The sequence below is a fragment of the Pararhizobium sp. A13 genome (assembly GCF_040126305.1).
Classification (GTDB): Bacteria; Pseudomonadota; Alphaproteobacteria; order Rhizobiales; family Rhizobiaceae; genus Pararhizobium.
In genome coordinates, this window is the sequence record NZ_CP149510.1 from 1,327,496 (window position 1) to 1,349,043 (window position 21,548).

23 protein-coding genes are annotated in these 21,548 nt (G+C 61.0%); 15 read left to right on the forward strand and 8 right to left on the reverse strand.

Annotated elements, in window-relative coordinates; translation table 11 throughout:
• The first annotated feature begins 14 nt into the window (after positions 1-14).
• Together WI754_RS06390 and WI754_RS06395 are read left to right on the forward strand one after the other, a co-directional pair.
• Positions 15-2,171 carry a TonB-dependent siderophore receptor gene (locus WI754_RS06390; protein WP_349436844.1) on the forward strand — a complete coding sequence of 719 codons (2,157 nt, stop codon included), beginning with the start codon at positions 15-17 and terminating at the stop codon, positions 2,169-2,171.
• Between the two features lie 294 nt (positions 2,172-2,465).
• Positions 2,466-3,458: a BMP family ABC transporter substrate-binding protein gene (locus WI754_RS06395; protein WP_349436845.1), complete on the forward strand. Its 993-nt coding sequence runs from the start codon at positions 2,466-2,468 to the stop codon at positions 3,456-3,458.
• 74 nt (positions 3,459-3,532) lie between these two features.
• On the opposite strand, the gene WI754_RS06400 is transcribed toward WI754_RS06395, so the two are convergent.
• Positions 3,533-3,742, reverse strand: coding sequence for a SlyX family protein (locus tag WI754_RS06400; protein ID WP_349436846.1), 210 nt, complete (start codon positions 3,740-3,742; stop codon positions 3,533-3,535).
• Between the two features lie 277 nt (positions 3,743-4,019).
• Here WI754_RS06400 and WI754_RS06405 point away from each other — a divergent pair, with 277 nt between their 5' ends.
• From WI754_RS06405 to deoA, 7 genes are all read left to right on the forward strand, one after another.
• Positions 4,020-5,555, forward strand: a complete 1,536-nt coding sequence (locus WI754_RS06405) for an ABC transporter ATP-binding protein (RefSeq protein ID WP_349436848.1) — start codon at positions 4,020-4,022, stop codon at positions 5,553-5,555.
• Complete coding sequence (locus WI754_RS06410) at positions 5,552-6,685, forward strand: ABC transporter permease (protein WP_349436849.1); 1,134 nt, start codon at positions 5,552-5,554, stop codon at positions 6,683-6,685. The genes WI754_RS06405 and WI754_RS06410 overlap by 4 nt, the downstream gene beginning before the upstream one ends.
• 2 nt (positions 6,686-6,687) lie before the next feature.
• A complete protein-coding gene (locus WI754_RS06415) occupies positions 6,688-7,659 on the forward strand; it encodes an ABC transporter permease (RefSeq protein ID WP_349436850.1) in 972 nt (323 codons plus the stop codon).
• 2 nt (positions 7,660-7,661) lie between these two features.
• Entirely contained in the window at positions 7,662-8,054 is a 393-nt protein-coding gene (locus WI754_RS06420; protein WP_349436851.1) for a cytidine deaminase, read from the forward strand.
• Positions 8,051-8,848 (forward strand): purine-nucleoside phosphorylase, encoded by a 798-nt coding sequence (locus tag WI754_RS06425; protein WP_349436852.1) that lies wholly within the window; start codon positions 8,051-8,053, stop codon positions 8,846-8,848. The genes WI754_RS06420 and WI754_RS06425 overlap by 4 nt, the downstream gene beginning before the upstream one ends.
• Before the next feature lie 129 nt (positions 8,849-8,977).
• Positions 8,978-9,751, forward strand: coding sequence for a deoxyribose-phosphate aldolase (gene deoC / locus WI754_RS06430; protein ID WP_349437743.1), 774 nt, complete (start codon positions 8,978-8,980; stop codon positions 9,749-9,751).
• Positions 9,748-11,067 (forward strand): thymidine phosphorylase, encoded by a 1,320-nt coding sequence (gene deoA, locus WI754_RS06435; protein WP_349436854.1) that lies wholly within the window; start codon positions 9,748-9,750, stop codon positions 11,065-11,067. The genes deoC and deoA overlap by 4 nt, the downstream gene beginning before the upstream one ends.
• Here deoA and WI754_RS06440 read toward each other — a convergent pair.
• The 7 genes from WI754_RS06440 to WI754_RS06470 all read right to left on the reverse strand — a co-directional run bounded on the left by WI754_RS06440 (position 11,057) and on the right by WI754_RS06470 (position 16,676).
• The gene (locus tag WI754_RS06440; RefSeq protein WP_349436855.1) at positions 11,057-11,575 is read right to left on the reverse strand and encodes a TIGR02281 family clan AA aspartic protease; all 519 of its coding nucleotides are present in this window, start codon (positions 11,573-11,575) and stop codon (positions 11,057-11,059) included. The two genes, deoA and WI754_RS06440, sit on opposite strands and share 11 nt — an antisense overlap.
• A gap of 130 nt (positions 11,576-11,705) precedes the next feature.
• Positions 11,706-12,335, reverse strand: a complete 630-nt coding sequence (gene upp / locus WI754_RS06445; protein ID WP_349436856.1) for a uracil phosphoribosyltransferase — start codon at positions 12,333-12,335, stop codon at positions 11,706-11,708.
• 107 nt (positions 12,336-12,442) lie between these two features.
• On the reverse strand, positions 12,443-13,411 hold the full coding sequence (locus WI754_RS06450; protein WP_349436857.1) for an adenosine deaminase: 969 nt from the start codon (positions 13,409-13,411) through the stop codon (positions 12,443-12,445).
• A complete protein-coding gene (locus tag WI754_RS06455; RefSeq protein ID WP_349436858.1) occupies positions 13,408-14,628 on the reverse strand; it encodes a phosphopentomutase in 1,221 nt (406 codons plus the stop codon). The genes WI754_RS06450 and WI754_RS06455 overlap by 4 nt, the downstream gene beginning before the upstream one ends.
• A 173-nt stretch (positions 14,629-14,801) precedes the next feature.
• On the reverse strand, positions 14,802-15,374 hold the full coding sequence (locus WI754_RS06460; RefSeq protein WP_349437744.1) for a TadE/TadG family type IV pilus assembly protein: 573 nt from the start codon (positions 15,372-15,374) through the stop codon (positions 14,802-14,804).
• Positions 15,375-15,408: 34 nt separating this feature from the next.
• A complete protein-coding gene (locus WI754_RS06465) occupies positions 15,409-16,053 on the reverse strand; it encodes a TadE/TadG family type IV pilus assembly protein (protein WP_349436860.1) in 645 nt (214 codons plus the stop codon).
• Positions 16,054-16,250: 197 nt separating this feature from the next.
• The gene (locus tag WI754_RS06470; RefSeq protein ID WP_349436861.1) at positions 16,251-16,676 is read right to left on the reverse strand and encodes a pilus assembly protein N-terminal domain-containing protein; all 426 of its coding nucleotides are present in this window, start codon (positions 16,674-16,676) and stop codon (positions 16,251-16,253) included.
• Between the two features lie 282 nt (positions 16,677-16,958).
• On the opposite strand from WI754_RS06470, the gene WI754_RS06475 reads away from it, so the two are divergent.
• The 6 genes from WI754_RS06475 (at position 16,959) to WI754_RS06500 (ending at position 21,527) form a co-directional block, all read left to right on the forward strand.
• A complete protein-coding gene (locus tag WI754_RS06475; RefSeq protein WP_349436862.1) occupies positions 16,959-17,141 on the forward strand; it encodes a Flp family type IVb pilin in 183 nt (60 codons plus the stop codon).
• A 191-nt stretch (positions 17,142-17,332) separates the two neighbouring features.
• The gene (locus WI754_RS06480) at positions 17,333-17,515 is read left to right on the forward strand and encodes a Flp family type IVb pilin (RefSeq protein ID WP_113002283.1); all 183 of its coding nucleotides are present in this window, start codon (positions 17,333-17,335) and stop codon (positions 17,513-17,515) included.
• Between the two features lie 196 nt (positions 17,516-17,711).
• A complete protein-coding gene (locus tag WI754_RS06485) occupies positions 17,712-18,224 on the forward strand; it encodes a prepilin peptidase (protein WP_349436863.1) in 513 nt (170 codons plus the stop codon).
• Positions 18,225-18,402: 178 nt separating this feature from the next.
• Positions 18,403-19,218, forward strand: a complete 816-nt coding sequence (gene cpaB, locus WI754_RS06490; RefSeq protein ID WP_349436865.1) for a Flp pilus assembly protein CpaB — start codon at positions 18,403-18,405, stop codon at positions 19,216-19,218.
• 20 nt (positions 19,219-19,238) lie between these two features.
• Entirely contained in the window at positions 19,239-20,759 is a 1,521-nt protein-coding gene (locus WI754_RS06495; RefSeq protein WP_349436866.1) for a type II and III secretion system protein family protein, read from the forward strand.
• 102 nt (positions 20,760-20,861) lie between these two features.
• Entirely contained in the window at positions 20,862-21,527 is a 666-nt protein-coding gene (locus WI754_RS06500; protein WP_349437745.1) for a CpaD family pilus assembly protein, read from the forward strand.
• Positions 21,528-21,548 lie beyond the last annotated feature (21 nt).

The window sequence follows — 21,548 nt, forward strand, 5'->3', positions numbered from 1 at the left end:
GGGGTGACGAATAGATGCAGATCAAGGGGACGGGTCTCTACCGCATATTGATGGCGAGCGTGGCTGTGGCAGCGATCGCCATCCCGCAGGCAGCCCGGGCGCAGGATGCGGCAACGGGCAGCGCGACGACGTTGGAACGCTTGACCGTCGAGGGCGGCAAGGCAAGCGACAGGCAAGCCACCGGACCCGTCGACGGCTACGTGGCAAAGGCGACCGGTACCGGCTCCAAGACCGCCACGCCGATCTCCGAAATTCCGCAATCCGTTTCCGTGGTCGGGCGCGAGGAACTGGAAGACCGCGGCGTCGTGACCAAGATCGACGAGGCGTTGCGCTACACCGCCGGCGTCTCGACCGAGCCTTTCGGCAGCGATCCGGATACCGACTGGTTCTACATCCGCGGTTTCGACGCGACCCAGGCCGGCGTCTTTCTCGACGGTCTCAACCTCTATTCCTACGGTTTCGGCGGCTTCCAGATGGATGCCTACATGCTGGAGCGCGTCGAGGTTCTGAAAGGCCCGGCCTCGGTACTCTATGGTGGCTCCAGCCCCGGTGGCATCGTCGATCTCATCCGCAAGCGGCCGCAGGACGAGCCGGCCTATTCGACCGAAATTGGCATCAACAATTTCGGCAATGCCTTCTTCGGCTTCGATGCCAACGACAGGCTGAACGCTGACGGCACGCTCACCTACCGCATCACCGGCAAGGTCGCCGGAGGCGACAATTACAGCGACTATTCGGAGGATCTGCGCGGATTCCTGATGCCGCAGGTGACCTATGCGCCGGACGATACGACGAGCCTTACCGTCTACGCCATCGCTTCCGCGCTCGACCAGACCCATGTCGGCAACGGCTTCCTGCCCTATGAGGGCACAGTGACAAGTGCTCCGTTCGGCAAGATCGGCCGCGACTTCTTCTTCGGCGAACCGGATCACGATTTCGGCCGCTATGATCAGCAGATGATTGGCTACGAGTTTTCGCACGAATTCGACAATGGCTGGAAGGTCACGCAGAACCTGCGCTACGGCCACCTCGACAAGGCCGAAGAGCTTGTCTATCCCTACGCCTATACGGCAGATTATGAGCTGGCGCGCTTGGGCTTCAAGCATGATACGTCCGTCGACAGCTTCGCGGTCGACAACCGGGCCGAAAAGGAATTCGCCACCGGAGCGCTCGGCCATTCGCTTCTGCTCGGCCTCGACTACAAGAATTTCAAGATCGACCAGACACAGGCTTCGGCGTTTCCGGCGTCGAACCTCGACCCCGAGGACCCGGTCTACGGGGGCGATCTCCCCGCCTACTTCACCTATCTCGATCAGGTCATGCGCCTGAAGCAGGTCGGCGTCTACGCACAGGATCAGGTCCGCTTCGGTGATGGCTGGCTTGTCACCCTGAACGGCCGCTATGATCACGTCGACACGGAGTCCGATGCGGCGATCGGCACCAGCTACCAAGCGACCGACGATGCGCTCAGCGGTCGGGCCGGACTTGCCTATGAATTCGACAACGGCCTGACGCCCTATGTATCGGCCGCGACTTTCTTCAATCCGCTGATCGGCACGGCCTTCGACGGCAGCCCGCTCAAGCCGGAAGAGGGGCATCAGTTCGAAGGCGGCATCAAATATGAGCCGGCCTTCATCGACGGCCTGTTCACCGCCTCGGTCTACCATATCGTCAAGCAGAACGTCGCGCTGACCCGGCCCGACTTCCTGCAGGAACAGTTGGGGGAGGTGACCTCCACCGGACTTGAACTCGAAGGCAAGGTCAATCTGAACCAGAACTGGAAACTGCTCGGTTCCTACACCTACAATGATCTGGAAATCACCGAGGACCTGAATGCCGACCTGATCGGCAACCGGCCCTATCTGATCCCGCAACATCAGGCCTCGCTGTGGCTGGAATATCTGGTGACGGTGGGTGCGCTGGAAGGCGTCAGCGTCGGCGGCGGGCTACGCTATCAGGGCGAATCCTTCGCCGACAACGCCAATACCGCCAAGGTTCCGGACGCCGTCGTTGCCGATGCGGCGATCCGCTACGAAAAGAACGGCTGGGGTGCCGCGCTCAACGTGACGAACCTGTTCGACAAGGAATACGTCAAGGGTTGCCAGGGCCTCTTCACCTGCGGCTATGGCGACCAGCGGACCGTGACGCTGAAGCTCAGCAAGTCCTGGTAGGCTCAGTCCCATGATGTGAAGGCCGCGGCGAGAGCACCGCGGCCTTTGGCGCTTCCCACTGCTCCGATATTGGGCTGCATTCGCTCGCAAAGCCGATGATTTCGCCGGTTTTTTGGGCGGTTTACCTTTTTTTACCAATTGAAAAATTTCGGGTGAATTTTGATTTGAGGCGTGCAAGGATGCGCGCCAGCCAGACATACCCTTAAAAAGGGAGTGGTGGTTCCGCAGACACGCTCCCGAAAGAGGAGCTTGCGGGAGGACCCAACAAGATCAATACAACAACAGGGCTGCACAATGAAAAAAACCCTCCTCGGTCTCTTCGCCTTCTCGATGATGTCCGCCACGGCGCTCGCCGCCGACATCAAGCCGGCGATCATCTACGATCTCGGCGGCAAGTTCGACAAATCCTTCAACGAAGCGGCCTTCAACGGCGCCGAAAAGTTCAAGACCGAAACCGGCATCGAATACCGCGAGTTCGAAATCGCCAACGATGCGCAGCGTGAGCAGGCGCTTCGCCGCTTCGCCGGCGACGGCAACAACCCGATCGTGATGGCCGGCTTCTCCTGGGCTGCAGCCCTTGAAAAAGTCGCTGTGGAATATCCGGACATCAAGTTCGCCATCATCGACATGGTGGTTGATAAGCCGAACGTGAAGTCGGTTGTCTTCAAGGAACAGGAAGGCTCCTACCTCGTCGGCGTGCTGGCCGGCATGGCTTCGAAGTCGAAGACCGTCAGCTTCATCGGTGGCATGGATATTCCGCTGATCCACAAGTTCGCCTGTGGTTATATCGGCGGCGCCAAGTCGGTCGGTCCTGACGTCAAGGTGCTGGAAGCCTACACGGGCACGACGCCGGACGCCTGGAACGACCCGGTGAAGGGCGGCGAAATTGCCAAGTCGCAATTCGACCAGGGTTCGGACGTCGTCTATCATGCGGCCGGTGGCACCGGCGTCGGCGTGCTGCAGGCAGCAGCGGATGCCGGCAAGCTCGGCATCGGCGTCGATTCGAACCAGAACGGCCTTCAGCCGGGCAAGGTCCTGACCTCGATGCTCAAGCGTGTCGATGTGGCCGTCTATGACGCCTTCTCGTCCGCCAAGGAGGACAAGTTCGCCTTCGGCATCTCCAATCTCGGCCTCAAGGAAGATGGCGTCGGTTACGCGCTCGATGACAACAACAAGGCTTTGATCACCCCGGAAATGCAGGCGGCGGTTGATAAGGCAAAGGCCGATATTATTGCCGGCACCATCCAGGTTCACGACTACATGTCGACCGAATCCTGCACCTACTGATCTCTCGGGATTGAATGAAAAAGCCGCTGGTCCGATTGGATCGGCGGTTTTTTCAGGTTAGACTATTAGCCGGCTCAGTAATGCGGCGGACGCGTAATCGCGGGCGCGTCGAGGCTTTGTTCCTCAAGGCTGAGGAACCGCTCGGTCAGGCGGTCGAGCTTGGTGCGGGTCTGCTCGACGATCTTCCACTGTTCTGCCAGCTGATCCGACAGTTCTTCGATCGTCTTCGCCTGATAGGCGACCGTCTCCTCGAGCTGGGTGATACGTTCGCGGTCTTCGCTCATTGGTTTCCTCGGGACGTCGCGCAAATGTGAATGCTTCCCTATCATATCCACATGAAGGATACAGGCTCCGGCGCTGCTATATTGCGTTTCGCTCGGAAGCGCGTAAATCGCGCTGGACTCTCCCGATTGAACTGGGAAGAGTAGGCAAACCGGCGATTTTTGGGCTTCCGCGTCCGGAATTCGATGCTAAACTTATACCAATTGGTAAAAAAATCGATGCCCGGGCTGCCGCTGTCAAAGTGGAGAAAACCGGCCGACTTGGGGAACGTGGGTCAATATGAACGATATTGCCATCGAATTGTGTGGCATCGACAAGAGCTTTGGTCTTGTCCATGCCAACAAGAACATCAATCTGACCGTCCGCAAGGGCACCATTCACGGTATCATCGGTGAAAACGGAGCCGGCAAGTCGACCCTGATGTCGATCCTCTACGGCTTCTATCAGGCCGATAGTGGCGATATCGTCGTCGATGGCAAAAAGGTCACGATCAAGGACCCGAACGCGGCGATCGCCAGCGGCATCGGCATGGTTCACCAGCATTTCATGCTGGTCGAGAATTTCACCGTGCTCGAGAATGTCATGCTCGGCGCGGAAGACAGCCAGATCCTCAATACCAGCATTTCAAAGGCGCGCGTAGAATTGAAGCGGCTCGAGCGCGAATACGCGCTGGAGGTCGATCCGGATGCGCTGATCGAGGAGCTTCCGGTCGGCCTGCAGCAGCGCGTCGAAATTCTGAAGGCTCTCTATCGCAAGGCCGATATCCTCATTCTCGACGAGCCGACGGGCGTCTTGACGCCGCCGGAGGCAGATCACCTGTTCCGCATCCTCGGCCAACTGAAGGAGCAGGGAAAGACGATCATCTTCATCACGCACAAGCTGCGCGAGATCATGGCGATCACCGATGAGGTCTCCGTGATGCGTCGCGGCGAAATGGTGGCGACGCGCCACACCCAGGAAACCTCGGTCGAGGAACTGGCCGAGCTCATGGTCGGCCGCCGCGTCCTGCTGCGCGTCGACAAGGGGGCGGCCAATCCGGGTGCCGTCAAGCTCTCGGTCGAAAACCTGACGGTCCGTGACAGCCGTGGCGTTACCATGGTCGACAATGTCGCCTTCACCCTGCGCGCCGGAGAGATCGTCGGCATTGCCGGCGTTGCCGGCAACGGGCAGTCCGAACTGCTGGAGGCGATTTCAGGTATCCGTAGAGCCGTCAGTGGCAGGGTGCTGCTTAACGGCGAGCCGGTCGATGTCACCGGCCACGCCGATCCCGGCGATTTGCGCAACAGGGGCCTCGCTCATGTGCCGGAAGACCGGCATCATGTCGGTCTGGTCCTGAAGTTCGAGGAGGCCGAGAACGGCATTCTCGGCTACCACCACGACAAGCGCTACCTGAACGGCGTCTTCCTCGACACCAAGGCGATCCAGGCCGATGCCGAGGAGAAGATCAAGAAATACGACATCAGGCCGCCCAATCCGCGGCTGAAGACCGCCAATTTCTCCGGCGGAAACCAGCAGAAGATCGTGCTGGCGCGCGAGATGGAGCGCGGTCCTGACGTGCTGATCATCGGCCAGCCGACGCGCGGCGTCGATGTCGGCGCGATCGAATTCATCCACAAGCGGATCATCGAGATGCGGGATCAGGGCAAGGCAGTCCTGCTCGTTTCCGTCGAACTCGATGAAATTCGCGCCCTGTCCGATCGCATCATCGTGATGTTCGCCGGCCGTGTCGTCGGTGAGCGGGGGCCGGATGCGACCGAAGGGGAACTGGGCCTGCTGATGGCCGGTGTCGAAGGCCGCAAGGAGGCCGCCGAATGAGCAATCCATACGCAAAACTGCCGGCCTGGGCCGAATACGGCCTGATCCCGCTGGTCAACCTCGTCGTCGCCTTCCTGGTGGCGGGTCTCGTCGTCCTTCTGGTCGGCGAGAACCCGCTGAAGGCCGCCTATCACATGATCAATGGTGCTTTCGGTCGCGGCGAATATATCGGCTTTACGCTGTACTACGCCACCACCTTCATCTTCACCGGCCTGTCCGTCGCCGTCGCCTTCCATGCCGGACTGTTCAACATCGGCAGCGAAGGCCAGGCCTATATCGGCGGCATCGGCGTGGCGCTCGCCTGTCTCTGGCTTGACAAGACCATGCCCTGGTTTGTCGTCTTTCCGGTCGCGATCATCGGCTCGGCCGCTTTCGGTGCTCTCTGGGCCTTTCTGCCCGGCTGGCTGCAGGCCAAGCGCGGCAGCCACATCGTCATCACGACGATCATGTTCAACTTCATCGCATCGAGCATCATGGTCTATCTCCTGACCCGGGTGATGAAGCCGCTCGGATCGATGGCGACCCAAACCCGTACGTTCGAGGCGGGCGGGCAATTGCCGAAACTTGACTGGCTGCTGTCCATCTTCGGGCTCAATGTCGGCAATGCGCCCTTCAACGTCTCGTTCCTTTTGGCGCTGCTTGCGGCGTTCGGTGTCTGGGTGCTGATCTGGCGCACGAAGTTCGGCTATGAGATGCGCACCATGGGTCACAGCCCCTCGGCCGCGCGTTATGCAGGAATCGGCGAGGCGCGGCTCACCGTCATCGTCATGATGATTTCCGGTGGTCTCGCCGGTCTCATGGCGCTGAACCCGATCATGGGCGAGCAGTTCCGCATGCAGCTGGATTTCGTCCAAGGTGCGGGTTTCGTCGGGATCGCGGTCGCGCTGATGGGCCGGTCGCATCCGGCCGGCATCATTCCGGCGGCGATCCTGTTCGGCATGCTCTACCAGGGCGGCGCCGAGATCGCCTTCGAAATGCCGTCCATCTCGCGCGACATGATCGTCATCATACAGGGCCTCGTCATTCTCTTTGCCGGTGCACTCGAAAACATGTTCCGCCCGGCGATCGGCCGCGCATTCGCAAACATAGGCCGCCGGTCTGCCGTCGCCGCACAGACAAGGGGAGCCTGAGCATGGAGCTCTTCCACACGATCGTCGCTATCCTTGAATCGACTATCCGCGTTTCCGTGCCTTTGATCTTCGCGGCGCTTGCCGGGCTGTTCACCGAGCGGGCAGGGGTGTTCGACATTGGTCTCGAAGGCAAGATGCTCGGCGCCGCCTTTGCCGCGGGCGCTGTCGCTGCCGTCACCGGCTCCGTCATGGCCGGTCTGCTGGCCGCTATCCTCATCTCCGTGCTGCTCTCGCTGCTGCATGGCTATGCCTCGATCACCCAGCGCGGCAGCCAGATCGTTTCCGGCGTCGCCATCAACTTCATAGTTGCGGGTTCGACCGTCATTCTGGGTGAAGCCTGGTTCCGTCAGGGCGGCCGCACGCCGGCGCTCGGAGGCGACGCACGCTTCCAGACGGTTACCTTCCCCTTTGCCGATGCGGTCAAGGACGTGCCGATCTTCGGGCCGATCTATTCCAGCCTGCTCTCCGGCCATTTCGTCCTGACCTATGTCGCCTTCCTTCTGGTCCCGTTCAGCTGGTGGGTTCTCTACCGCACGCGCTTCGGCCTGCGCCTTCGCGCCGTCGGTGAAAATCCGGGCGCGGTCGATACGGCCGGCATCTCGGTGATCTGGCTGCGCTATCGGGCGGTGATCTGCTGCGGCATCCTGTGCGGCTTTGCAGGTGCCTATCTGTCGCTCGCCATGAGCGCCGGTTTCGTCAAGGGCATGACGGCCGGCAAGGGCTATATCGCGCTTGCGGCTCTGATCTTCGCCAAATGGCGGCCGTTCAACATCATGATGGCCTGCCTGCTGTTCGGCTTCCTCGACGCGCTGGCGATCCGCCTCCAGGGCAATCCGCTGCCGTTCATCGGCCAGGTGCCGGTGCAATTGATGCAGGCACTGCCCTATATCCTCACCGTCATCCTGCTCGCCGGCTTCATCGGCAAGGCGATTCCGCCGAAGGCTGGCGGCATACCCTATGTGAAGGAACGCTGATCATGGAAAACGAGCTTTTCGAAGCCGCACGCGGGGCCATGGCGAAGGCCCACGCGCCGTATTCGAAATTTCCGGTCGGTGCCGCCATTCGCGCCGAGGACGGCAAGATCTATACCGGCGCCAATATCGAGAATCTGTCCTTCCCGGAGGGCTGGTGCGCCGAGACGACAGCGATCAGCCACATGGTCATGGCCGGCCAGCGCAAGATCGTCGAGGTTGCCGTTATTGCCGAGAAGCTGGCGCTCTGCCCGCCCTGCGGCGGCTGTCGCCAGCGGCTTGCCGAGTTCTCTGGTGCCAGCACCCGCATTTTCCTCTGCGACGAGACCGGCGTGAAGAAGACACTGTCCATGTCCGACCTGCTGCCGCATTCCTTCGAGACCGAGATCCTTGGATGACGGCCGCCGCTGACATGCTGAAAACCCGGCTCGCCGGCCTGTCGCCTCGTTACGGCATCGTGCTCGGTTCCGGCCTCGGCTCGCTGGTCGAGGCCGTTGCCGATCCGGTACGCATTTCCTACGCGGATATTCCGGGTTTCCCTGTCAGCGCTGTGTCCGGTCACGCAGGCGAACTGGTCGCCGGCAAGATCGACGACGTCCCGGTCATCGTCCTGTCGGGCCGAGTGCATTTCTACGAGCGCGGCGATGCCAACGCCATGCGCACGCCGATCGAAACGCTGAAGGCGCTGGGCGTCGAGACGCTGATCCTTACCAATTCAGCCGGTTCACTGCGCGAGGATCTGCCGCCGGGTTCGGTCATGCAGATTACCGACCACATCAATTTTTCCGGCGTCAGCCCGCTGATCGGCGTCGAGAGCGATGATCGTTTCGTCGGGCTTACGGCAGCCTATGACGCGGAACTGGTGGAACGCATGCGCGCCGCGGCGATCAAACTCGATATCCCGCTCGGCTCCGGGGTCTATATGTGGTTTTCCGGCCCGAACTTCGAAACGCCGGCGGAAATCCGCATGGCACGCATTCTCGGTGCCGATGCGGTCGGCATGTCGACCGTGCCGGAGGTCATTCTTGCCCGGTTCTTCGGCCTGAGGGTCGCGGCGGCCTCTGTCATCACCAATTTCGGGGCGGGCATGACGGGCGGCGAACTCAGCCATCATGAGACCAAGGACATGGCGCCGATCGGCGGACGGCGTCTTGCCTCCATCCTGACGGAAATGATTTCGGCAAAAGCCTGATCGGCATCCGGAACCCGCGGCGTCAGACTGGTTGGGTTTGCGTGAAGGTCTCAAGCGTATAGAACAGCCGTTCGTGATCGGCCGCGTCGGTCATGAACCATCGCGACGTAAAAATGGACGGACCCCATGATGCTCGAAGCCTCCAATCGCCAGATAGCCGCGCTTGCGCTGTCGTTGCTGGATCTCACCGACCTGACGGATGATTGCACGCCGGCCGCGATCGAGAAGCTCTGCGCCTCGGCGCGCACGCAGCATGGCCATACCGCCGCCATCTGCATCTGGCCGCGCTTCGTCGTCCAGGCCCGTTCGATCCTTGGTCCCAAAAGCGCCGTCAAGATCGCGACGGTCGTCAATTTCCCCTCCGGTGAACTGCCGGTCGAAACGGTCGTCGCCGAAACGCGGCAGGCGATCGCCGATGGTGCCGACGAGATCGACCTAGTCATTCCCTATCGCGCCTTCATGGCCGGTGACGAGCAAGCCGTCCGCACGATGATTTCGGCCGTGCGCGAGGCCTGCCCGGCACCTGTGCTGCTTAAGACCATCCTCGAGACCGGCGAATTGAAGGGTCGCGACCTGATCCGCAGCGCGTCGCACATCGCCATCCAGGAAGGCGCCGATTTTATCAAGACTTCCACCGGCAAAGTTGCGGTCAATGCGACGCTGGAGGCAGCGGACATCATGCTGACCTGCATCCGCGAAAGTGGCCGGAAGGTGGGCTTCAAGCCGGCTGGAGGCGCGCGCACGGTCGGCGATGCCCGCATGTATCTCAATCTCGCCGCGACCATCCACAGCCCGGATTGGCCGATGCCATCGACCTTCCGCTTCGGCGCCTCGGGCCTGCTCGGCGATATTCACTCCGTGCTCGAAGGCCGCGAACCGGTCGCCGGCGCGACGGCCTATTGATCATGATCCCGCAGGAGGTCATCCGGCGAAAGCGAAACGGCGAGGTGCTGGGCAAGGCGGAGATCGACGCCTTCATCCGCGGCCTTGCCGATGGGTCGATCTCCGAAGGGCAGGTGGCTGCCTTCGCCATGGCCGTCTGGTTTTCCGGCATGAGCCTCGACGAGACCGTGGCTCTCACACTCGCCATGCGCGACAGCGGCGAGGTTCTGTCCTGGGCGGATATCGACAAGCCTATTGCCGACAAACACTCGACCGGCGGCGTCGGCGACAATGTCTCGCTGATGCTGGCGCCGATAGTGGCCGCCTGCGGCCTCGCCGTGCCGATGATATCCGGCCGGGGCCTCGGCCACACCGGCGGCACGCTCGATAAGCTGGAATCGATCCCCGGCTACGATATCAAGCCGTCGGAGGCGTTGTTCCGGCAGACGGTGAAGGAAGCCGGTTGCGCCATCATCGGCCAGACTGCCGATCTCGCCCCCGCCGACCGGCGGCTTTACGCCATTCGCGATGTCACGGCGACGGTCGATTCCGTGCCACTGATCACCGCCTCGATCCTGTCGAAAAAGCTCGCGGCCGGACTGCAATCGCTGGTCCTCGACGTCAAGATCGGCAACGGCGCCTTCATGGTGGGCCGGGAGGAGGCCGAGACGCTGGCCCGCTCGCTGGTCGGCGTTGCAAATGGTGTCGGCGTGAAGACCACGGCGCTGATCACCGACATGAACGAACCCCTGGCCGACGCCGCCGGCAACGCCGTCGAAATCGAGAATTGCCTCGCCTTTCTGCGCGGCGAGAAAGCCGGTACACGCCTTGAAGCGGTGGTCATGTCCTTTGCCGCAGAAATGCTGTTGACCTCCGGTTTCGCGGCGAGCCCCACCGAAGGCATCGATCTCGCCCGCCGCGCTCTTGCCAGTGGCGCGGCGCTGGAACGGTTTGCCCAAATGGTGCATCTGCTCGGCGGCCCCGCCGACTTTGCCGAGCGGTCGCAAGCCTATCTGCCAAAGGCGCCGATCGTCCTGCCCGTCGAAGCCCCGTTTGACGGTTTTCTTCAGAGCTGCAACGCCCGCGACGTCGGCATGGAGGTTATTGCGCTTGGCGGCGGGCGCACCCGCCCGGACGAGCCAATCGATCACCGCGTCGGATTCAGCGGCCTGAAACCGCTCGGCACGCAACTCGGCAGGGGGGAACCCTTCGCCTTCGTTCATGCCGCCAGCGAGGATCAGGCGCAAAAGTCGCGCGCGCGGCTTCTGGAGAATTACGCGATCGGCGAGGAAGCGCCCGCAACGCGTCCCGTCATCGTCTCTAAAATCAGCGAGTAAGGTGCAGCGCGCCGTTTTCGACGCGATAGGACGAAAGCTTGTTGAGGAAGCTCATGCCGACCAGCATGCCCGACAGGGACTTGTCGGGAAGCACCATCGCTTCGACATCGCGGACTGAAATGGTACCGATCTCTACCCGATCGAGCGTCACGCGCGCCGCCTTGACCGTGCCGTTCGCGGTGCTGACCGGCGCATTGAAAGATAGCGACCCCGTCGATACGCCAAGCCGCCGGGCTGTCGAGATATTGATGGCGATCACACTGGCGCCGGTATCGACGAGACCATCTTGCTTGCGGCCATTGATCGTGAAAGTACCGAAGAAGTGTCCGCCGGCACTTGGCTCGAGCAGCACGCCCTTGCCGCCGGCATATTTTGCTGTGCTCACCTGCTGCGGCTTGGCTTGGGTATCTTCAGTCTGCGGTTGGTCGAGATAGGACGTGGCAAGCCCCGGCAGCAGCATGGCAGCTATGACGACGCCTCCGGCAAAGATTGATAAACGCACCAGCATTCGTGTCGCATCCCACGGGGTCGAATGAAGGTTTCAGCTAAGCACGAACCTCTCTAACGGGATGCAAAAAGCCGCCGGAAAATCCGGCGGCTGACTGTTCATGTGAAAATCTGGTTAAGAAACCCGAAATCTATTTCGTCCCGTACATGCGATCGCCGGCATCGCCGAGGCCGGGCACAATGTAGCCGTGTTCGTTGAGGTGGCTGTCGATGGCGGCGGTGTAGATCGGCACGTCCGGATGAGCGGCTTGAAAATTGCGGATGCCTTCCGGGGCAGCAAGCAGGCAGAGGAAGCGCAGCTTGGTGGCGCCGCGTTCCTTCAGCTTGTCGATGGCGGCGATCGAGGAATTGCCGGTCGCGAGCATCGGATCGACGACAATGACGAGGCGCTCCGACAGGCTTTCCGGCGCCTTGAAATAGTATTCGACCGCTTCCAGCGTTTCGTGGTCGCGATAGACGCCGACATGCGAGACGCGGGCGGAGGGCACCAGTTCCAGCATGCCTTCGAGAAGGCCGTTGCCGGCGCGCAGGATCGAGGCGAACACCAGCTTCTTGCCTTCGAGGACCGGCGCCTGGATAACCTGCATCGGCGTCTCGATGGTTTCCATCGTCAACTCGAGATCGCGGGTGACCTCGTAGCACAGCAACGTGGAGATTTCGCGCAGAAGGCGGCGGAAACCGGCGGTCGAGGTCTCCTTCTTGCGCATGATGGTCAGCTTGTGCTGAACGAGCGGATGATTGATGACTGTAACGCCGTCCATGGCCAAGCCCTCCTTCGGAACCGGATTTAAAGTTCTTTTTTCACAGAAGTGCGAACCCCCGCAAGGGGCGACCGTCGCTTTGCCGCGTCATCCCCAGCCGGAACGACTTACAATGTAGCCAGCAGGCGCTGTCTGGTCGGCTCGTCGACGAAGGCCGCCTCGATCGCCGTGCGGGTCATGCCATTGATCTCTTCGTCGGAAAACCCCATCACCTGCGAGGCGATCTCGTATTCCTGTTTCAGCGAGGTGTGGAAGAACGGCGGATCGTCGGAATTGAGCGTTACCCGGCATCCGGCCTCATGAAGGGCGCGCAGCGGATGCGAGGCGAAATCCGGAAAGACCTGCAGCGAGACGTTGGAGCCCGGGCAGGTTTCCAGCACGACGCCCTCGTCGGCGATCCTCTTGACAAGGTCGGCATCCTCGATGGCGCGCACGCCATGACTGATGCGCGACGGGCGGACATGGTCGAGCGCATCGCGGACGCTGAAGGCCCCGGCCATTTCGCCGGCATGGATGGTGAGGCCGAGGCCCGCATCGCGGGCGATGTCGAAGGCACGGGCGAAGTCCGCGACCTTGTGCATGCGCTCCTCGCCGGCCAGATTGAGGCCCGTTACCAGCCCATGTTCGCGTTTTGCCGCATAAAGCGCCGTGCGTTCGGCCGCTTCCGGCCCCATGTGGCGGATGAGGGTGATGATCATCCGGCCTTCGATGCCGGTCTTTGCCTTGGCCGCCTCGATGCCGGCCGCCAGCCCGCGGATATAGGCGTCGCTGCCGATGCCGATCGTATTGCCGTGATCGGGCGAGACGATGATCTCGCTGTAGATGGTGCCCGCCTCGGCAAGCTCCGTCAGGTATGCCTCGGCCAGCAGCGCGTAGTCTTCCTCGGTTCGGAAGAGCTCGGCAACGGCGTCGTAGCATTTCAGGAAGTGGCTGAAATCCGCCCAGATATAGGCCCCGTCCTCGATGATGCCGCTGACATCGACGTTATATTTTTCGGCCTGGATGAGAGCGAGTGCTGGCGGCGCCGCACCCTCGATATGGCAATGCAGCTCGGCCTTCTTCAGATGTGCAGTCACAGAAAACTTCTCCCATGGAGGCCCGGTTCGAGGCCCAGATGTTTGGCGACGGTCTCGCCGATGCCGGCAAAACCCGGCAGGACGCCGATGGAGCGAGTGCGGATACCCGGGCCGAAGGCGAGGATCGGTACGCGCTCGCGCGTGTGGTCGGTGCCGCGCCAGGTCGGATCGCAGCCATGGTCGGCCGTCAGGATGACGATGTCGCCGGGTTTCAGCTGGCGGTCGAGATCGGGCAGCCGCTGGTCGAAGGCCTCGAGTGCTGCGGCATAACCCGGCACGTCGCGGCGATGGCCGTAGAGCATGTCGAAATCGACGAAATTGGTGAAGACCAGATCGCCGTCCTCGGCCTCATCCATGGCCTTCAGGGTCGCTTCGAACAGTTCCATGTTGCCGTTGGCCTTGATCAGCCGGCCGATGCCCTGATGCGCGAAGATATCGGCGATCTTGCCGACGGCGTGAACGGTGCGTCCGGCGCCCTTCAGCCGGTCGAGCAGCGTCGGTTCCGGCGGCAGCACCGAATAGTCGCGGCGGTTGCCGGTGCGGACGAAATCCTTCGGGTTGGTGCCGACGAAAGGCCGGGCGATGACACGGCCGATATTGTAGTCGTCGAGCAATCGGCGCACCGTCTGGCAAAATGCAAGCAGTCTTTCGAGCCCGAAGGATTGTTCGTGGGCGGCGATCTGGAAAACGGAATCGGACGAGGTGTAGCAGATCGGCTTGCCGGTGCGCATATGCTCCTCGCCGTGACGGGCGATGATGTCGGTACCGGAGGCGTGGCAATTGCCGAGGATGCCCGGCACGTCGCCTTCGCGGTAGATGGCCTCCACCAGTTCGGGCGGAAAAGCATCGCCTTCGGCAGGAAAATAGCCCCAGTCGAAGGTCACCGGCGTGCCGGCAATTTCCCAGTGGCCGGACGGTGTGTCCTTGCCGCGCGAGATTTCGCTGGCGGCGCCATAGACCCCGAAGACCCTTTCGGGCAGATTCATGCCTGCCGGCACTCGGCCGTTGGCAAGCTTTGCCGCATGCAGCAGGCCAAGCGCTGACATGTTGGGAAGCGAAAGCGGCCCTTCGCGCAGGCCAGTTCTGTCGCCTGCGCCGGCCGCGCAGAATTCGGCGATATGGCCGAGTGTATCGGCGCCATTGTCGCCGAAATCGGCAGCGTCGGGCGCACCGCCGATACCGAAGGAATCAAGAACGAACAGAAAGGCACGCGCCATGGATCACCCGCGAAGCCGCCGCAGGCCGTCATCAGATGGTGTGAGGCAGCGCGCGGCAGGACAGTTGTTGTCGCCATCCGGTGCGGTCCATGCATCGGTAACGAAAACGCGAGAAATACTCCGCGACCGGTCGAATTGCAAATGACGGCAAGGGTGGAGATGCCGCCGCCGTTTCAAGTGCAGTCGGTGCACTTGATTTCGTCGCCGACGCGCTGGCGGAAATAGTAGGTCTTGGAAAGATCGATCGTCTTCAACTCGTTGGCAGCAAGGCCCGGTGCAAACAGCAGCAATTCGTGCGGAACCACGAGCTCCGAGCGCACGATGAAGGCATTGATCGATGAAATATCGCTCGGCAGCGTTACGCTCGAACCGGCCTTGTACGGCGTGCCGCCGTCCTCGTCCCGCGACCAGGCCACGATGCCGGTGCCGGGAGCCGTTACCTTGATGCCGGTCATCTTCAGCGTGTAGTCGGTCATCTCAAAGGGCGACATCACGCTTTTGGCGACATCCTTCATGCCGTCGAGCGTTTTTATATCGACGCTGGTCTGCTGGGTCAGCACGTCGGCGACGGTGCTGGAAGCGCGGGAAACCTTGCGGGCGATGCTGAAGCCGAGCGAAATTTCGAACGAGCCGATATAGGCCATGATCAGCAGCGGCGCGATGATCGCAAATTCGATCGCGCCTGTTCCCTTGCGGTCGCGCCAGAATTCCCGGAAAGCCTCTGCTTTCAACGAGAGCAATGCCATGTGATAACGGATCGCGGCTTTCATGGCGTGCTCCTCAGTAGGCCTCGTTGCGGAAGGCAGCAGTCGATACCATCAGGTAGTCATTGGGCATGCTGCTGCCTGCAGGTCGCAAATTGGTGACATAGGGCCGCACGAGATCGGTAATCACTTCCCAGCGGTAATAGGCGCGCACGATATTGATCGTCGTAGGGCCTCCGGGTGCGAATTTGAAGCCGCTGGTATCGAGATCCGAACTGTCGCCTCCGCCGACACGGGGGACCGCCGCTGGAATCTGCGAGAAATCGGCGAAGCTGCGAACATCGAGGAACAGCCTCGAGGGATTTTTGGCCTCGGTCTCCGAGCAGGTCATGATGATCGAAATCTCGTCGCAGAAGGCCTTGCGAAACTGCTCCTGCGACATGTCCGTTGCCGGGTTGATGCCGAAGGTGATTTCGCCGGTGCGCACCTTGCGGGCCATCGTCTCGGTTGCGTTGGCAAGGAGCTGTTCCGCCGTGAACGCCGTGAAGGTCTCGAGTGACGCGAAGACGACGACCAGGAAGGGCAGAGCCAGCAGCGCGAACTCGATCGACGATGTCCCGGATTTTTCCTTGAAGAAGCGTCGTAGCAGACCGCGGCCTCGTTTCGAGGCCGAACCGCCCGAACGGTCGGCCGCTGTGGGATCATCCAGGGTGTTCAACATCTCGTCGTTCCGTCAAGCGCTGTGCGATGGCGTACATTAGGAAACGACTATTGATATTTCGTATTCAGACAATGTTGAAATTTGAATGGAAAGACTCACCGAATGGTAAGGATTTGGCGGGCACCGCAGCTCCACTCAAACTGAGCACAGCTTTTTCATGTCGATGTTTGGCGAATTCCCGCAGAGGCACGGTTTCGTCAATTCGCGATGGTCAACTTATGCGTGGCGTGCTCTTCGCAATTGGGCGTGCAGGATAGCACGGAGCGGATCGTCTGCTTGAAGACGCGCACGGTATTTCCTTCGTCGATCGACACCAGGATGCGCTCGTCGACGATGGCGTTGCCGTCTGCGTCGAGGATAACAAGGTTGGTCGTGCCGAAAGAGCGTCCGGTAAGAACGATGGTCTTCGCATCCGCGACGGTCGCATCGGCCACTTCCGAATTGCCGACGATGACCTTGCTGACCGGCCGGTCGAGCTTCAGCACGCGCGCGTGGTTCATGTAAACGTTCAGCATCCCCTCGGCGGCGCTGGCAGGGCTCGCCAGAAAGGAGGCGATCAGGGCCAGACTTGCGAAGCTCGTTGTCAGCAGCCGGGCGCCGATGGCTGTGTTGTGCAAATTCATGGCTGTTTCCTGATGATGCGGATGCTCTAACATGCTCGGTTTTGGTGAATGAACCGTTAAATCCGGGGCAATTCCGCAGAGGTTTGCCGGGGTCGGCGAACAGTAAAAAACGATGCTGCGGATTGACGTTGCTTTTACCAAGAAACCGGCCATCGGCCGTTAATCCCTCGGTAACTCTTTTCCTTAAGCCGATTGAAATTCACGCTGTGTAGGTTCGCTTCATCCGATCAACGGAAACAGTTGACGGCGGTGCTGAACAACAAGTGAAGTAGGAGAAATAACATGACCAAGCTTTTCGCACGTTTCATGAAGGATGAGTCCGGCGCGACCGCGATCGAATACGGCCTGATCGCGGCCCTCATCTCTGTCGCCCTGATCACCGGCGCGACCTCGCTCGGCACCACCCTGGACACGCAGTTCAAGGATCTGAGCACGAAGATGACTGCCGCTGACGGCAAGTTCTAGGCAGCAAGCGCCGGCGCCACTTTGTGACGGGCGCATCTGGATCGCTTTCGACCCGCATGCGCCCACGGCCCGCCCGAAGCGGGTGTCAGCTTATCGCGCTGTTTCTTTAAGCCCCGTGTGAGTTCGCCTGTTCGTTCAGCGGCAAACGCTGATGAAAGCGCTGAACGATACTTTGACCCAGGAGAGATGACATGACCAAGATTTTAGCACGCTTCATGAAGGATGAGTCCGGCGCGACCGCGATCGAATACGGCCTGATCGCCGCCCTCATCTCGGTTGCCCTGATCACCGGCGCAACCACGCTCGGCACTACGCTGGATACGCAGTTCCAGGATCTGAGCACCAAGATGACGGCTGCAGACGGCAAGTTCTAGGCCATCAGCCTCATTTGCCGGAAAGCCGCCCCTTTTTGGGGCGGTTTTTCTTTTGGAGGGTTCGCCAGCGGCTTGCCGGATTGGCGTTTCGTTAAACCAGTGAGCGTAAGCTCGCTCAACGGCAGTTCTCGAGCTGGCTGTTTGCGCAGCGACATCGAGGGGCCCGTTTCTCAGAAGAGCATAACTGGAAACGCACATGATCCAAGCTGCCATTTTCGTCATTTTGCCGCTGTGCCTGGCGATCGCCGCCTTCTCCGACCTCTTCACGATGACGATCCCCAACCGCGTATCGGCCATCCTGCTCGGGGCTTTCATTTTGATCGCACCGCTGGCCGGCCTCAGCGCCGCGACGATCGGTATGCATCTGGCTGCCGGTGTGATCGTCTTTTCGGTGTGCTTCGCGCTGTTTGCGCTCAATATCATGGGCGGCGGTGACGCCAAACTCCTTACGGCAAGCGCCGTCTGGTTCGGGTTCAACAGTTCCCTGATGACGTTCGTCATCTATGTCTCGATCTTCGGTGGTCTTCTGACCCTCCTGATCCTGATGATGCGAAAGCAGGAAAACACCATTCTCGCCTCGGGCCTGCCGGTGCCGCCCCTGTTGTTCACGGCAAAGAAGATCCCCTACGGAATTGCTATAGGTCTCGGCGGCTTTCTTGCCTATCCCTCGTCGCCGCTGATGCAGGCGGCGCTTGCTCAGTTGCATTGACTTCCCCGCATCATCCTGAGACAGCAGCATTTGCGCCGACGCACGCGCCTTGACGTCAATTGAGCCTTGGCGGCGCACATCATTTATTAACCACGAATGTAAGCAGTCCGTTAACTATAATTACACCAATTCCTGATCATTCTGCGGCGAGCATATTCTCGGGCTGCAGGGACAGATCATGAAACCGGTGCGCGTTATTATTCTGGCGGTGGCCGTCGTGTCGGCGGGGCTTGCCGGATTCCTGGCTCTCAAGCTGACCAGCGGCAAGACCGTCGTCAGTTCGGCCGAGCCGGTCATCGAGCGCGAACCGACCGTTAACGTTCTCGTCGCCAGCAAGAGCCTGCCCGTGGGATCGAGGCTCAACGCGGACGCCGTCCATTGGATCTCCTGGCCGAAAGACGGCGTCGTCGATGGGCTGATCACCGAAGAGCTTCGTCCCAATGCGTTGACCGACCTTGAAGGCGTCGTCGTGCGCCTGCCGATCTTCAACGGCGAGCCGGTGCGACAGGAAAAGATCGCCGATTCGACGAGCCGGATCATGTCCGCGCTGCTGCCGGCCGGCAAACGCGCCGTTGCGACGGAAATTACAGTCGCGACCGGCGCCGGCGGCTTCATCCTGCCGAACGACCGCGTCGATGTGATCATGGTGCGCAAATCGGAAGGAGGTGCCTTCATCACCGAAACGGTTCTCAGCAATGTTCGCGTGCTCGCCATCGACCAGCAGATTGAGGAAAAGGACGATGGGTCCAAGTCCGTCGTCGGCACGACCGCGACGCTGGAGCTGACGCCGGACCAATCCAAGGTCATGACCGTCGCTCAGCAAATGGCAGAGCGTCTGTCGCTGGCGCTGCGCAGCGTCGCCGACGCGCAGGAGCCGGATACCATCGCAGCGGACTATCTGCTGAGCGGCGACGGGCGGCCCTCCATCCAGGTCATCAAATCGGGTTCCATCGTCAAGAGCGATGACAGCTCATCCATGAACGAAGCGAAATAGTGTGTGAGCGGGAGCGGAACGTGAACCGGATGGGAAGAAAACTTCGTGGCTCTGTCGCTGGCGGACTGGCGTTTTGCCTGGCCTTTTCCGGCCTGCCTGCTCAGATGTTCACCGCGGAAGCCGCATCGCAGTCGCTGGTACGCATCGCCGAAAGCGGACCTGGCGTTAGGAAAACCATCAGGCTGGGGCTGAACAAGGCCGTCGTCATCGATCTCCCGACTGATGCACACGATATTCTGGTTGCCGATCCGACGCTGGCGGACGCCGTCACGCGAACCTCCCGGCGGATCTATCTGTTCGGAAAAATGGTCGGCCAGACCAACATCTTCGTGTTTGGTCCACATGGCGAAGAAATCGTCAGCCTCGATCTGGAGATCGAGCGCGACATTTCCAACCTCGAGGCCAATCTGCGGCGTTTCCTGCCCGATTCCGATATCAAGGTGGAAATCATCTCGGACAACATCGTGCTGACCGGCACCGTCCGCACACCGCTGGATTCGACGCGCGTCGAAGAGCTCGCCAAGGCCTTTATCAAGGGTGGTGAAGCGACGACGCGCAGTATCACCGCCCAGGGTACCAACGGCGACGCGGACATCTTCGCCGAAGACCGTCAGGCTTCGCAGATCGTCAATCTTCTCCGGATCGACGGCGAAGACCAGGTCATGCTGAAGGTGACCGTGGCCGAAGTCTCGCGCCAGGTGTTGAAGCAACTCGGCTTCAGCGGGTCCATTAGGAGCTCCACGAGCGGCGATGGCATTACGTTCCGCAACCCGGCCAATCTCGGCAATGCGGTCAGTGCCATAGCGTCTTCGGTTACTGGCACGATCGGTTCCGGTACGATGGGCTTTACCAGCTATATCAATGCCATGGAGCAGGCGGGCGTCATGCGCACGCTGGCGGAGCCGAGCCTGACCGCGATTTCCGGCAAGAAGGCGAGCTTCTCCGTCGGTGGCGAATATCGCTTGCCCTCCGAACAGGAGATCGATGAGGATGGCGCCATAACGCGTACCAATGAGACGGTGGAATACGGCATCGGCCTGGATTTCACGCCGGTCGTCCTCGGGCCCGGCCGCATCAGTCTCGAAATTGCCACCGAGGTTTCCGAGCCCACCTGGGAAGGGTCTGTCGTCAACGCCAATGCGGCCAGCATCCCTGGCCAGACCTATATGTCGATCCGTCGCCGCAAGGCTTCCACCAGCGTCGAGCTTCCATCCGGCGGCTCCATCGTAATCGGCGGTCTGGTGCAGGACAATATCCGCCAGGCCATGTCCGGTCTTCCCGGCGTTTCCAAGATTCCGATTTTCGGGACGCTCTTCCGCTCGAAGGACTTCATTCGCAACGAGACGGAGCTTGTCATCATCGCGACGCCCTATCTGGTCCAGCCGGTTGCGCGTGCAGACCTGTCGCGGCCGGATGACAACTTCAATCCGACCGACGACCTGTCGAGCGCATTTCTCGGCGAAGTCAATCGCATCTACGGCAACCGTCAGGCAGCCCCGGTCGGGGAGTACCACGGCAATGTCGGCTTCATCTACAAATAGGCGGGACCGGACATGACGACCAAGATCATCCTGAACCGCAATATCAAGGGGCAATCGACCATGCGGCCAAACACCTCCACCGGTTCGGCTCGTCTCGCGCGGATGCTTGCGATCGGCGCCTTGCTGGTGGCGGGCGCAACCCTTGCCGGCTGCGCCAACCGCGACGGCATGTCGACCGGCGCCTTGCCCGACGACTACCGCACCCGCCATCCGATCGTGATTGCCGAAGCGGAACACGCAATCGATGTGCCGATTGCCTCCAGCGACCGGCATCTGACAATGGGCGCACGCGACGTCATCCGCGGCTTTGCTTACAGTTATAGAAATTCTGCAACCGGCACGGTGCAGATCCTGGTGCCCACCGGCTCGGTCAATGCTCACGCCGCATCGGCGCTGCGCAAGGAAATCCGCGGCGTGCTGGTCGGCGCCGGCATTCCGGCGGGGCGGCTGGCCGAGGCGAGCTATCAGGCAAGCGGCGATGGTGACGCCGCACCGATCCGGCTCAGCTATACGGCGATCACGGCAAAGACCGCACCTTGCGGCAACTGGCCGAAGGATCTTGTCGCCAATACGATCGAGAACAAGAATTATGAAAATTTTGGTTGCGCCAGCCAGGCCAATCTTGCCGCGCAGGTTTCCAACCCGATGGATCTGCTCGGCCCGCGCGCCATGTCGCCGATCGATGCGGTTCAGCGCGGCGAAGTAATCAAGGACTACCGTGGTGTCTCAACCGGGACAGAAACGACTATCAACATCAACAACAATTGATATTCCGGACGGTTTGACAGG

Coding starts and splice junctions, on each gene's coding strand:
- WI754_RS06460 (WP_349437744.1), bottom strand. CDS start 15,374: ATGGCATTGCTCTCGTTGAAAGCAGAGGCTTTCCGGGAATTCTGGCGC.
- WI754_RS06390 (WP_349436844.1), top strand. CDS start 15: ATGCAGATCAAGGGGACGGGTCTCTACCGCATATTGATGGCGAGCGTG.
- WI754_RS06475 (WP_349436862.1), top strand. CDS start 16,959: ATGACCAAGCTTTTCGCACGTTTCATGAAGGATGAGTCCGGCGCGACC.
- WI754_RS06500 (WP_349437745.1), top strand. CDS start 20,862: ATGCTTGCGATCGGCGCCTTGCTGGTGGCGGGCGCAACCCTTGCCGGC.
- WI754_RS06455 (WP_349436858.1), bottom strand. CDS start 14,628: ATGGCGCGTGCCTTTCTGTTCGTTCTTGATTCCTTCGGTATCGGCGGT.
- WI754_RS06440 (WP_349436855.1), bottom strand. CDS start 11,575: ATGCTGGTGCGTTTATCAATCTTTGCCGGAGGCGTCGTCATAGCTGCC.
- deoC (WP_349437743.1), top strand. CDS start 8,978: ATGCTCGAAGCCTCCAATCGCCAGATAGCCGCGCTTGCGCTGTCGTTG.
- WI754_RS06420 (WP_349436851.1), top strand. CDS start 7,662: ATGGAAAACGAGCTTTTCGAAGCCGCACGCGGGGCCATGGCGAAGGCC.
- WI754_RS06485 (WP_349436863.1), top strand. CDS start 17,712: ATGATCCAAGCTGCCATTTTCGTCATTTTGCCGCTGTGCCTGGCGATC.
- WI754_RS06405 (WP_349436848.1), top strand. CDS start 4,020: ATGAACGATATTGCCATCGAATTGTGTGGCATCGACAAGAGCTTTGGT.
- WI754_RS06425 (WP_349436852.1), top strand. CDS start 8,051: ATGACGGCCGCCGCTGACATGCTGAAAACCCGGCTCGCCGGCCTGTCG.
- WI754_RS06415 (WP_349436850.1), top strand. CDS start 6,688: ATGGAGCTCTTCCACACGATCGTCGCTATCCTTGAATCGACTATCCGC.
- WI754_RS06480 (WP_113002283.1), top strand. CDS start 17,333: ATGACCAAGATTTTAGCACGCTTCATGAAGGATGAGTCCGGCGCGACC.
- WI754_RS06470 (WP_349436861.1), bottom strand. CDS start 16,676: ATGAATTTGCACAACACAGCCATCGGCGCCCGGCTGCTGACAACGAGC.
- WI754_RS06410 (WP_349436849.1), top strand. CDS start 5,552: ATGAGCAATCCATACGCAAAACTGCCGGCCTGGGCCGAATACGGCCTG.
- WI754_RS06400 (WP_349436846.1), bottom strand. CDS start 3,742: ATGAGCGAAGACCGCGAACGTATCACCCAGCTCGAGGAGACGGTCGCC.
- upp (WP_349436856.1), bottom strand. CDS start 12,335: ATGGACGGCGTTACAGTCATCAATCATCCGCTCGTTCAGCACAAGCTG.
- WI754_RS06465 (WP_349436860.1), bottom strand. CDS start 16,053: ATGTTGAACACCCTGGATGATCCCACAGCGGCCGACCGTTCGGGCGGT.
- WI754_RS06395 (WP_349436845.1), top strand. CDS start 2,466: ATGAAAAAAACCCTCCTCGGTCTCTTCGCCTTCTCGATGATGTCCGCC.
- cpaB (WP_349436865.1), top strand. CDS start 18,403: ATGAAACCGGTGCGCGTTATTATTCTGGCGGTGGCCGTCGTGTCGGCG.